We start from the raw sequence: 12125 nt of genomic DNA on the forward strand, positions 1-12125 counted from the left end.
ATTTGAATTATCCAAATTCGCGAATACCACCCAGGTTAGCACTCAATCACCGGATATCGAAGGTATTAGAGAGTCGAGAACCAAGTCAAAAATCCATACTATATGGATTATCCAAATTATCCAGATTATCCACTTGGTCAAGATAACCATAATTATTTCAAGAATGGCGATAATCACACGATGCGATACATTCCCAACTCACCATGTCACGAGCAGTCAGTGTCTGTCTCCTGAAAGGCGGTATCGGTAAATCAACGACATCCATCAACCTCGCGCGTGAACTCGCGCATCGCGGTCACGAGGTACTCCTCGTCGACCTCGACCCAAACGGCCACACGACGACCGGTCTCGGATACGGAGAGGAGTTCTACTCGGAGGCGCACCTCGGTGACGTCCTTCTCGACGATGCGGAACTCGAACCGCGTGAGCTCATCTTGGATACCGACTTCGAAATCGACCTGCTCCCCTCGAACGACCGTATCGAACAGGTCGAATCCGACCTCGGTGGTGTCATGATGGGGTCTGCACGCCTCAAGCAACGAGTCGTTGACCCACTCCTGGGAGACGAATACGATTACGTCGTCGTCGACTGCCCCGCAGCACGTGGAAAGCTCAACGACAACGCTCTCTATGCGACTCAGAACCTGGTCTTACCGATGCGTCCAGAGTCGGGGGCGCTGTCTGGACTCGAAAAGACCGTCAAACGACTGATTCAACCTGCTCGTGAGCACTTCGAACTCGAAATACTCGCCGTCGTTCCAACAGACCTCAGGGACCGTCTGGACCACGAACGACCGACGCGGCGACTCATCGAGGCACTCGTCTCGAAACCCAATATCGCGTCAAAGATTCCAAACTTCGGATACGTCGACCCACAGTTCTTCGAGGACGTCGACAACGGGACGTGGGACGACACCCTCCCGAAGCCGGGTATCCGACATCGGTCTGCCATCGACGATTCTATTCGCGAACATATGCCCCTTCGAGATTACGACGACTCGTGTGACCAACTCGAATGTTACGACGAACTGGCCGAAATCGTCGAGAGCGGGGAGGTAGACCGATGAGCGACCCATTCGGTGACCTCGACGCCGCGATGGGGGGAGACTCTGGAGCAGATGCAGACGCTCAGTCGACACCTGAACCGGAACCCTCGGACGAACCGGCCGAAGACCCTGAACCCGAAGCGGTCGCTTCGCCCCGGGAACAACCGGCCTTCGAGTTCGACGAAACGGTGCACAAAGCCCTCTACGTGCTCGAAGACGTCGCAGACGAGTTCGACGACGTAATCACGTACGATGTCGAGCGAGAACTCACGCGCGAACACGGGTTGAAGAACATCAAAAAAAGCGAGTTACACAACGCTGCTCTCGCCGTCGTGTCCGAACACTCCGACCTGATTGTCGAGAAAGTGCTCGAACAACGGGGACTCGACGGCGAGTGAGCCGACATTCAGATAATCTAGATTATGCGCGCTATTCAGGTAAGGTGAGTGACCTAGGTATTTTCTGTAGTCGACAGAGGATGAAACATCCACGGGGTCGAAATAACTCAAATAATTTCGAGAATCTCGATATGGTAGATGATTCAGAGTTCGTGAGTTACGTCGATCTCGAACGTAATTCGAATTCTCTCGAATCAGTTCATTCTCCACGGAACCTATAGAGTCCAGATAACCCGACGTATTCTAAGTAGGCAGAGTATTTGAATAATCTAGATTATTTAAATAACTCATTCGGGAATAACCGGGTCCCCGTTATAGTTTCCAATAGACGGTCTTGTGCCGCCACGGCCGAGATAGAACTACCGACGAGAACGCTCTGAACGAAGCTTGTTGGGGCAAGATCAAGATCGAGAGCATCTCGTCTATCCGGGGAACACAACTATTGAAATTATCTGGGAAGTTTAGAGTATGCAAATAATCCAGGTGATTCATATTTGTTGGAGTAGGTGAATCACCTGCGCTTTGCAAGCTATTTTCACCACACCCTCCGAGCAGGAGGTGTTCCAAATAACAGGGATTAGGTTACTAACCCGAGTACTCTGAATTTCTTAAATTATTTGGATTATCCACATTACAGGAGTTATCGCGGTGAGGACTCAAGCGAGATTGAACAACACGGACCACGTGCGAGTGGCAGAGAAAACAGTGGCGAGGAGAGGAGAGGAGAGAAGTAGTTATTCGAGGGTCGAAATTCGACTATCTCTGAGCAAGACCCGCTTGACGATATCAGGGTCTTCGAGAAGTCGATGGGTGCCGTGGACACCCTGTCCACGCCCCCGGCCACGGACTTCAGATTGGATGACGTTGAGGAAGTCGAGTTCCTGGAGGAGTTCCTGGACTCGTCGCTCGGACAGTTGGTCCATGTCGAGGTCGTCCGCCACGGTGAGGTACTGTCGATATATCTTGTTGGTCGTTATCTCGGCAGTCTTTCGACCACCAGTTTGGAGCACGAGTGAGTAGAGGACGGCTTTCGACTGGGTAGCAGTCCCTTCGAGAAGTTCACTGAACCGGTCGGCCTCACTCTTTTCTTTTGCTGCTCGGACGTGGTCGTCAGTGACGACTTCGGCACTTTCCTTCCGGGCGATACGCCCAGCGTTTCGAAGGATGTCGATGGCTTTTCTGGCGTCTCCGTGTTCCTGTGCAGCGAGTGCACTCGCGAGCGGAATGACGTCGTCGGTGAGGACACCGGGTTTGAACGCGTCCTTCCGGTTTTCGAGAATCTCGCGAAGTTGATTCGCGTCGTAGGACGGGAAGACGAGTTCGTCGTGGGCGAAGCTCGATTTGACGCGTTCGGTCAGTTCCTCCGGGTAGTCTATCTTGTTCGAGATACCGATGATTCCGAGACGAGAGTCGACGATTTTCTGATTCTCTCCTGCACGCGAGAGTTTCCGAAGCACCTCGTCGTCGCGAAGCATGTCGATTTCGTCGAGGATGACGATAGTGACGTCAGAACAGGTGTCGAGAACCCGCCACAGGCGATTGTAGTAGTCACCAGTCGAGAGCCCGCGTTCCGGAATCGACATCCCGCTTTTCGATGGGTCGTTGACCTGTGAGGCGAGTGTCTTGATGACCGACGCTTCGGTGTGTTGTTCACCACAGTCGATGATGGCGATCTCGACGTTGACGTCCTCGCGCTTCGCTTCGTTCTGCAACCGTTCACTCACGAGTCGCGCGCTGAGTGTCTTCCCGGAACCGGTCTTCCCGAAGATGAACAGATGAGTCGGTTCACGGCCGAAGATAGCGGGATTGAGCGCTTGCGCGACCTTCGACATGTGGTCGTCTCGCCCGACAATCTTGTCGGGGCCGGGGAGGTGAGAGATTTTGAGGATATCCTCGTTCGCAAAGATAGGTTGGTCGTAGCGGAACAGGGGGTCCCGCCCGCCCCCGTCAGTCTCGTCCGTCGTCATATGGGTTGGGTATTCATACCCACTCCTAATAAAAGTGAGTGGGTAGAGTCGCGTTTGTAACTTCGACATATTCCGGAGTGTGACTGAGGGATGGGCAGCGATTTCCGAAAAGAGAGTGAGCCGGTAGTATCGCGCAAGTAATGCCGTCAGACACCACCCTCGCGTTTGTAATGCTCGCGAGTCGGTGGTGCCAGCAGACAATTGTGACAGTAGCCGTACTCGAGACCGGTCCGAAGGGTGTCGTCCGAACGAACGGAGAGTAACCTCGCGAATGTAACAATCGGTGAAAACGACCACGAAGCTGCTTCGGAGAGGGACCACCTTCGCGGATGTAAACGAGGTATTCAGGCCATTTACCCCCAGAATTCGTCGTGGAAGGTCAACTCCATCGCGATTGTAATCGGCTCGCTCGAGAGACTACCCTCGCGAATGTAACGTGGTTATCGACACGTTTTCCCGTCCCGAACATACACACCACCCTCGCGTTTGTAACGCGAAACCGAGGGTGGGGTGCGAGTCAAAACCACGAATAACCGGCAATTGTCACCCGATTTTACATCCGCGAGGGTGGTGTGTCAAAATCCTCTAGGGTCTCGCGTAGTGCTTACAAACGCGAAGGTGGTGTGTGTGTATTCACCCTCCAATCGAGTTCGTGATCTCGAATGGCTTGCATCAAGTTGACAAAGCCACATCGTATAAAATATCTGTATGGTTGGTTAAATCCAAATTTTATTATCACGTGTGTTGTTGTCTTCTACCTCAGAGAATCAAACTAATTAAAAGTATAAAGTGGAAAACAATAGATTCACGCTTATCAACATCATATTACAATAATAAACAAATCTATCAGTATACTACTGTAATAAATATATAATAGTATAGTATCCATCATTACAACAATCGGAGAGAACAACGACCTTTCCCAGGCTGGAACGCAAATGACGTTTCTCCACGACTGTTGAACTACTCACGTGTCCGTCCGAGTACTCCTCTCGTACGTGAGTAACCTCTCGAGTCCTTCATCCAACGAAACTCGCGGCACGTATCCCAGGTTGGACTGGGCAGACGAGGTATCTGCACAGGAATACCGAATATCACCCGGACGTGGGTCTGTATGAACGATTGGTGAACCGCTACTCGTCACATCTCGAATCGTTTCGGCAAGTTCACCGATGGTGATCCCGTTTCCTGTCCCGATGTTGTACGCCTCTCCGACGCTCTCAGTCGTTGCTGCGCTGAGGTTTGCCTGTACGACGTCGTCGACGAAAACGAAGTCGCGTGTCTGTTGACCATCACCGTTGACTGTGATTGGGTCTCCGGCTAGAGCCTGTTCCAAGAAGACGGTTATCACGCCACTGTAGTCGCCTTTCGTTTGCCGGGGGCCGTAGACGTTGAAGTACCGAAGCACGACCGTATCTACCCCATAGAGCTCGTTGTACAACTGTGCGTATCTATCGAGCGAGTGCTTTTGAAGCCCGTACGGAGATGTTGGACTCGCTGGTTCTTCTTCCGAGATAGGGACCGTACTCGGATGACCGTAGATAGCGGCACTGGATGCGAGTACGACTCGTGCATTCTCACTGCGAGCTGCCTCTAAAAGTCTGAGTGTTGCAGTTGAATTCACGTCGTGGCACATGACCGGATCCTTGACCGACTTGCTGACGCTCACTACCGCTGCCTGGTGAAAGATGATGTCGACACCGGCTGTCGCCTCACGGACGACATCGGAATCACGAATATCGCCTTCGAATAGCGTAGCAGAGTCTGGTATCCGTGAGGCGACCCCCGACGAGAGGTTATCTAGAATTCGCACCTCATTGTTCTCGACTAGAGCGTCGACGATGTGGCTTCCGATGAACCCAGCACCGCCGGTGACGAGAATTGTCTGCCCGCGAATATTTTGCATGACACCCACTGAATCGTGATGTCCATGTAATGTTAGTTTGTTGCTGAACCATTGATCTCAGGTGGAATCGAGGCACTCGACTCGAACAAATATCGTAGTATCTCTCCTCTAAGTCGAATTATTTCGGGTGAAATATCGGATATTCATCCTCGGTTCCGGTCCATCTTTGTGCGTGAATGCTCTTAATGTCGCACTTCTGCCACGCATTATTCTGAGGATAAACTGGGCTTAGAGATACCCCCATTACAAATGTATTCATGTAATTTGGAAGGTGATGGTCGCTTCGGTGTTCCTGCGTCTAAGTCTTCGTAAGACCACTGTGCTTACCGTTCTCCACCGCCTCTTTTGGAGCCGACGCATTGCTATATACCGTTACTTAGGTAATAACACGACAATATTTGTGAAAGAACGAATTTCGGATAACCTCTAGGACAAAATAACTCATTAGAAACTCATTTTCTGAAATCATTACCATCGTACGAGAGAATTACTCGATTTGCTTAATAATGAGACTCATTTTTCGTTGGAAGAATTCGATATCTGTATTCGGCGTCGAGCGCGTGGGGACACGTCGATTCTACAACTTCTGTCGAACTCCCTGACTAATTCACCTATTACTTATATTGAATGGGTGACACTCTAAACTTGAACTTCGAGGGTACAATTATGTCTACAAGATTAATTCGGACGGATATTCCGTGGACGTCTCAAACCGTACTAACTCAATTGACTGTCGTGGGGTTGCTCTCACTGTTTTGGGTGAGTCTCGGATTGAACTCAGGTGGGACACTCGTCACCGGCATGCGTGTCGCGACTAGTCTCGTCCTCTTGCTCATCGTACCGGGTGCCTTGCTCGGTCGACTCGCACGAATCGAGACGAATCGACTCGGTGAATTCGTCCTCTATTCTGTCGGGTTGAGTCTCTCGTTCCTCTCTTTATTCGCTTTCTCTTTGAGTATACTATCTCCCGTCGTGGGTATCAGCAAACCATTCTCAGTCCAGCCATTAGCAATCTCTCTGACCATAGTACTGCTCGTGATGGGCGCGCTGCTTTGGTTCGGTGAACACACGCCGATTCGGTTTCAATCTCTGCGTGTCTCCCCAGTAGCGATTAGTTTCGTATTGCTCCCTGTCGTCTCCATCGTCGCTGCAACGGTGATGAACAGCTTCGGAAACGCTTCGTTCATGTTCATCCTCGTGTTTCTCGTCGTCGCTGCTGTGTTGGTTACCTCGACCCGGTACTTTTCGCCGAGACAGTATCCTATGGCTATCTTTTTCATCGCACTCGCGACGTTCCTTCACAGGAATCTTCTCACGAGCGGTGTCATCGGGGCAGACGTTCAATTTCAATACTTCCTCGCGCTTCGTATTCACGAGATAGGTGTGTGGTCGCCCGGGGTAGGGAGCAGAATTATGGCTCTCCCGATGGTCACCTCGGTGCCCGCCACGTTCTCTATCCTCACCGGTATCTCTGTTGCAACAGTGTTCAAGACAATTTACGTCTTCGTGTTCTCTCTCGTCCCCGTCGGCATCTACTACGTCGGAAAGGATATCTTCGGTAGGCGAGAGGCATTTTTCGGGAGTCTATTTTTCGTGTTCTATCACACTTCGTTCTACCTGACGCCCGGGAAGCAGTTACTCTCAGAGTTGTTTATCGTCCTCCTGCTGTTGTTGTTCTTCAAGACCGGTCTGTCAACGGTCGGAACGAAAGCTGTTGCAGTCTTGCTTACGGCCGCGGTCATACACACGCACTACGGGTTGACGTTCGTCTTCGGTAGCTCGCTCCTCGTTGGCTACGTCCTGTTGAGCGCAATCCGGGTTTTCGTCGACGATTTCGACCACGACATCTCGATTGTCTATCCGATTACGTTCCTCGGGTTCGCAATTGCGTGGTACTGGATGTTCACTCCTGATCTGTTGAGCCAGATATTGCGAACTCCGTTCATAGTGGTTCAGCAGACTGCGAACCTCGTTACCGGGACAGCTGTTGGTAGTGGGGCGAACTACATCCAAGAGCAGGTGGGCTTGCTTGACCAGCTTAACGTCGTTGCCTACCTGTTGTTAACCGCGCTCCTTGGACTCGGTATCATGGGTCGTATCGTCGTTCACGGGGGCCAGTTACGCCGTGGTGAGTCCGCTACCTACATCGAATACACTGCAATTGCTGTCCCTATGTTCGTGTTCCTCGCGTCGACCTTCTTGGTCACTGCTAATCTCTGGGCAGACAGGTCGTATCAGATGGTTCTGGTTGTCCTCGCTCCATTCGTCGCACTCGGTTTCAGTTTCCTCTTCGAAGCTGCGATGGCACTCTTCGACCGCATTGATAGACCCCGGTCGCTTCGTCCTCGGTGGTCCGCCCTCGCCGTGCTTCTCTGTATTTTGTTCCTCCTCAACTCCGGTGCTGCGTATGCCGCGGTGGGCGATGCGGATACTGCGACGTTCGATTCGGAAGCGAACGACTACGCCTTCACCACTGAGGAGCGTGCCGGCGCTCAATGGCTTAAGGACAACACCGGACTCACCGGACCTGGGACGTACCGTGACGTTGGAGTCACCGAACCGACGGAAAAGACAGTCACGATATACACTGATTCCGTGAGTTATCAGATGTTCCGCTCGACACTTCCAGTAAATTATTACGACGTACAGGTCGTCAGGCTTCGGAGTCCGTGGCAACCAGAGTTCGAACAGGATCGACTCGGTAGTGGTTACGTCTTCATCCGAAAGCGGAGTATCGAGGATGCGCCTGCATCGGGAGTTCTCCCTATCACGTCCCTTTCACGTGAGCACGCCAGTGAGATTATTGAATCTGGAACGGTCGTCTTCGAAAATGAAGACGTCATCATCGTGGGAATCGGTGACCGGGCGGGCACGTAATCAACGGGTCTCTCCGAGACTGGCAAAATTGCACACGTGGTTGTAACGAGACCCCCGAAACGCTTTTGTCGAGATACGATGTTTTATCAGATGATTGTGACATCGATAGATTCCTCTACCCGGCCACTCGTTTCGTACGTTTTGGCTACGTACAACCGTCCGGACGACCTCTCCGAGGCGATCGAATCCGTCCTCGAGCAGACGTACGAACCCATAGAAGTGGTCGTCATCAGCAACTCGACAGACCACACGTCGACACTGTTCGATGAAGGCGGGCGCTTCGATGACCCTCGCGTCCATTACCACGAGTTTCCTGGACGGATGGGCGTTCCAGAAGCGAGAAACGTGGGATACGACCTCGCATCGGGTGAAATACTCGTGACTATCGACGACGACGCGGTGTTGACGAGCGACGATGCTACGGAGAACGTCATCCGACTCTTCGAGTCACACCCCGACGTTGGTGTGCTGGCTTTCCAGTGTCGTGACTACCGAACCGACGAAGTAAACCTCCACGAGACACCAGATCCTCCGAGATTCGACATGACGCCGACAGAGCCGTATCGGGCGACGAACTTCGTTGGCGTCGGGAACGCAATTCGTCGAGAGGTCTTCGAGCTTGTCGGTGACTACCCAGAGGATTTCGTCTACGGATTCGAAGAGATGGACCTCTCGTTCCGCGTTCACGAGAGTGGTTACGACATCTTGTTCACACCGGAGGTGGCTGTCTGGCACAAGAAATCACCCGAAGCACGACGTACTGACCTCGAAACCCAAGAGCGACTGGTTGGAAACAGGATCAAACTCGCAATACGAAACCTCCCGATGCGGTACGTCGTCGTTTCGACGTTGTTGTGGTCGGTATACGGATTGTTGCTCACTCGTCGCCCATCGTCGGTCGTGAACATCTATCGCCGTCTCTACGACGAACGAGAGACGACACTCGAGGCGCGTAACGTCGTCTCCCCGAGGACGATTCGGCGGATTAAGTCGCGGAAAACGATGTTGTACTTTTGGTGGTACGGTCCACATCCTGGTCGTCTCTTTGGTCGAGATGGAACTCCCGAACGAGTGTTCTGGGAGACAAGCAACTGAACCGGACCGATTTCACCCGTCACTTATCACTCGTTCCACGCCACGAACGCCAGTCGTCTGAGACGTACCGCGACGCGAGTACCCGAACGGTGGGTATCAGGATACGCCTCCGAACCTTCGGAATGGCGACGGAGAACGCGAGGTAGAGGAAACCGCCGATGGCGACGTGCAGTATCAGCATGAGAATGGTGTCGACGGGGAAGACAGTCTTCACGCCGTAGACGACTACACCCATCGCAATCGACGAGAGTGCGAACCAGCCGATGAGTCGGTATGGAATCGAGAAATCGATGTGTCGGGAGAGATAGTGGGTGTGAAGTACCACGTTGACCATCCATGCAAGCGTAGTCGCGATCGCGGCACCGACGAATCCTACATTGATAATCAGAATGGGACTCAGAAGTAAGTTGACGCCCACAGCAGCAATTGTCGATTTCGCAGCGAGGTTCGGTTTATTGATTGCTCTGACCGAAACTCCGACGATATCGTTGAACGACTGGAATACCTTCTCGACCATCAGCACGATGAGAACGAGCGAGGCAATGACATACTCCGGTCCGAAGAGTAACCTCAGGACGTCGGTTCCATAGATAACTGAACCAACCACTGCGGGAATTGAAAAGAACACTGCAAATCCAAGTGCCGTCGAGATGGTCGACTCGATTTGCTTTGCCGAGGAAGTCGCATTCCACTGGCTGATTTGCGGAAACAGCGTCAGTGAAATAGACTTACTGAACATGAGTACGAGGAGCGTCACTTGCCAAGCCACTTCGTACGCCCCGACGAAGCTCTGTGCGAGGAAGAATCCGATAAGTGCGGTGTCCATCCATTGATACAGGCTCCCTCCGACGGAGTTTATCGCGTCGTACTTTGAGAAATTGAACAGTGACTGCATCTGCGTTACTGTCGGTCGACCGATTCCAACGTCGCAGGCGAGAAACGCCCACACGAATGCCACAGACGACCCAGCCAACAGTCCATAAATGACTCCCTTGGTTCCGAAACCTTGCGTGATGAGGAATGCACCGAGTCCAACCCAGGTGAGTCGTCGACCGAACTCGATGGAGGCAGTGCGACCGACTTGGAGTCTCCCACGGACGGCGTGGATGTAGAACAACGATAGTTCTCGGAGGATGACGGCGACGACGAGCAATACAGCGAATTCTTCACCGAGATACTCGTTGACCTGCGTCTGGAACGAGAGAATGACAAGTGAGACCAATGTGAGGAGGATGAGTTTGAGGACGAGCGCAGAACTCAGCGTCTCGACGGCATCTTCACCTTCACTCAACCGCTTTTCGAGGGCATTACGGAGTCCAAAGTCGGCTGGAATAGAGAGTAGTCCTTGCATCGCGAAGAACAAGAAGAAGATACCCAACTGCGTCTGCCCGAGGTGACGAGAAAAGAAGACGATGCCGCCGAACATCAGCAGAGCACGCCCCGTCTTCGAGAGGAACATCTTGAACGTCGAGAGTTCTATGTCCATGATGGTACACCTGCGATAGTGAGTGCAATACGGTTAGTTAACGCCTCACTACAGAGACGGTAGTGGGTCACGCCACTTCTCCAACTCGCCCTGGGGCGTCGGAACGGGGGCGAATCAAAACTTATTGGACAGCGTGTTGAAAACACCCCGTGCGAACGGTTTGGGGTCGTCGAGCGAGATGTAGTCGAAGTGCGGGTGTCGGTAGATAGACGAGGCAACATCGACGAACGCCTTTCTAATCGACGGTTTTTCGACGTTCGGAATGTCGTCGAAGATGACGCTCCTGAGATACTGGAGTTCACCGAGAAGGAGATGTGTCGCTACTCCTTCTTGGTAGCCCGGAACAATCTCGTTTTTTCGTCCCTGGGTCGTGAGCCAGTAGTCGTATGGATAGTTCGCTCCCGCACGGATATCCAGATTCACTGACGCCCAGATGCGGGGGTTGATTTCGATAAGGTAGAAGTCCCCAGTCTCTCGTTCTTTGATGAACTGAACCGTAGCGGGGCCGTTCCACTCCAAGTGAGTGAGGAGCGACTCTCCCAACGCTTCGACTTCCGGGTCGTGTGTCATCTCTCGGAAGACGCTCATCCCTCCTGCGTAGGTCTTCCCTCGAATTTGACGCCGAAGGCTGGTCTTCACTGGCTCTCCGTCGTCGTAGAGCGCTCTGACAGAGTACTCCTCTCCCCAGTGGCACTCTTGGACAACTGGCACGTGACCGAGCATGTCTTCGATGAGTCGATCCACGTCCGGTTCGACCGCTCTCGGAATGTATTCGGGGTCTTGACGACCTTCACACTCCGTTTCATCGAGAAAGTCCACGTAGTCGTGAGTGAGGATACCGAACCGAGGTTTCACGATGAGTTCACGGTCCCAGTCAGAGACGTCGGTCAGGAGTTCTGTCTTTGGGACGTTGATGCCGATATCTTCGGCTACCTGGGCCAATCGATACCCGTCTTGGGCAACTCGGACCCCGTCGAACGACGGCCACCCGACCGATACGTGATCTTCGAACTCGTCGACGTATCGTGAGAGGACGTACGCGTCTTCTTCCCTGATTGGAAGGATTGTTTTGACGTCTGGCCGCATCGCGAGGGAGACGAGCGCGTCTTTATATGCAACGATGTCTTCGTGTGGTGAGGGGACGTTGACGGTCTCGTCTGCGTATTGCGACGCGAACGCAGGGACGGTGCGATCTTCTGAAACGACAACCGTGTGAACACCACGGGGAGAGAGCGACCGAAGTGAGGCAACGACACTCACCGAATGGTGTGCTGGAACGATGATTGATTTCCACATAGTATTTGAAACCACCAATACGTGTCAAGACAACGAGAATGTTAATTAATATGA

The 12125-nt window shown here is 52.6% G+C and carries 8 protein-coding genes; 4 read left to right on the forward strand and 4 right to left on the reverse strand.

Annotation, left to right across the window (positions count from 1 at the left end; all coding sequences use genetic code 11):
• The first annotated feature begins 203 nt into the window (after positions 1 to 203).
• Both ACK3R5_RS16095 and ACK3R5_RS16100 read left to right on the forward strand, forming a co-directional pair.
• Entirely contained in the window at positions 204 to 1067 is an 864-nt protein-coding gene (locus ACK3R5_RS16095; RefSeq protein WP_411968815.1) for a ParA family protein, read from the forward strand.
• The gene (locus tag ACK3R5_RS16100; RefSeq protein ID WP_411968816.1) at positions 1064 to 1444 is read left to right on the forward strand and encodes a hypothetical protein; all 381 of its coding nucleotides are present in this window, start codon (positions 1064 to 1066) and stop codon (positions 1442 to 1444) included. The genes ACK3R5_RS16095 and ACK3R5_RS16100 overlap by 4 nt, the downstream gene beginning before the upstream one ends.
• A gap of 734 nt (positions 1445 to 2178) precedes the next feature.
• Here ACK3R5_RS16100 and ACK3R5_RS16105 read toward each other — a convergent pair.
• Both ACK3R5_RS16105 and ACK3R5_RS16110 read right to left on the reverse strand, forming a co-directional pair.
• Complete coding sequence (locus ACK3R5_RS16105) at positions 2179 to 3411, reverse strand: Cdc6/Cdc18 family protein (protein WP_411965994.1); 1233 nt, start codon at positions 3409 to 3411, stop codon at positions 2179 to 2181.
• 967 nt (positions 3412 to 4378) lie between these two features.
• Positions 4379 to 5317 carry an NAD-dependent epimerase/dehydratase family protein gene (locus tag ACK3R5_RS16110; RefSeq protein ID WP_411968817.1) on the reverse strand — a complete coding sequence of 313 codons (939 nt, stop codon included), beginning with the start codon at positions 5315 to 5317 and terminating at the stop codon, positions 4379 to 4381.
• A gap of 1185 nt (positions 5318 to 6502) precedes the next feature.
• Between ACK3R5_RS16110 and ACK3R5_RS16115 the strand changes: the two genes are divergently transcribed.
• Together ACK3R5_RS16115 and ACK3R5_RS16120 are read left to right on the forward strand one after the other, a co-directional pair.
• Positions 6503 to 8194, forward strand: a complete 1692-nt coding sequence (locus ACK3R5_RS16115) for a DUF2206 domain-containing protein (RefSeq protein WP_411968818.1) — start codon at positions 6503 to 6505, stop codon at positions 8192 to 8194.
• A gap of 141 nt (positions 8195 to 8335) precedes the next feature.
• Positions 8336 to 9289: a glycosyltransferase family 2 protein gene (locus ACK3R5_RS16120; protein ID WP_411968819.1), complete on the forward strand. Its 954-nt coding sequence runs from the start codon at positions 8336 to 8338 to the stop codon at positions 9287 to 9289.
• Between the two features lie 19 nt (positions 9290 to 9308).
• Here the strand turns inward: ACK3R5_RS16120 and ACK3R5_RS16125 are convergent, their stop codons facing one another.
• Both ACK3R5_RS16125 and ACK3R5_RS16130 read right to left on the reverse strand, forming a co-directional pair.
• The gene (locus ACK3R5_RS16125; protein ID WP_411968820.1) at positions 9309 to 10775 is read right to left on the reverse strand and encodes a polysaccharide biosynthesis C-terminal domain-containing protein; all 1467 of its coding nucleotides are present in this window, start codon (positions 10773 to 10775) and stop codon (positions 9309 to 9311) included.
• 114 nt (positions 10776 to 10889) lie between these two features.
• The gene (locus tag ACK3R5_RS16130; protein WP_411968821.1) at positions 10890 to 12035 is read right to left on the reverse strand and encodes an ATP-grasp domain-containing protein; all 1146 of its coding nucleotides are present in this window, start codon (positions 12033 to 12035) and stop codon (positions 10890 to 10892) included.
• Positions 12036 to 12125 lie beyond the last annotated feature (90 nt).

It is taken from the genome of Haloferax sp. YSSS75 (assembly GCF_046764215.1).
Taxonomy (GTDB): Archaea; Halobacteriota; Halobacteria; order Halobacteriales; family Haloferacaceae; genus Haloferax.

Coding starts and splice junctions, on each gene's coding strand:
- ACK3R5_RS16095 (WP_411968815.1), top strand. CDS start 204: ATGTCACGAGCAGTCAGTGTCTGTCTCCTGAAAGGCGGTATCGGTAAA.
- ACK3R5_RS16125 (WP_411968820.1), bottom strand. CDS start 10,775: ATGGACATAGAACTCTCGACGTTCAAGATGTTCCTCTCGAAGACGGGG.
- ACK3R5_RS16115 (WP_411968818.1), top strand. CDS start 6,503: ATGTTCATCCTCGTGTTTCTCGTCGTCGCTGCTGTGTTGGTTACCTCG.
- ACK3R5_RS16100 (WP_411968816.1), top strand. CDS start 1,064: ATGAGCGACCCATTCGGTGACCTCGACGCCGCGATGGGGGGAGACTCT.
- ACK3R5_RS16105 (WP_411965994.1), bottom strand. CDS start 3,411: ATGACGACGGACGAGACTGACGGGGGCGGGCGGGACCCCCTGTTCCGC.
- ACK3R5_RS16110 (WP_411968817.1), bottom strand. CDS start 5,317: ATGCAAAATATTCGCGGGCAGACAATTCTCGTCACCGGCGGTGCTGGG.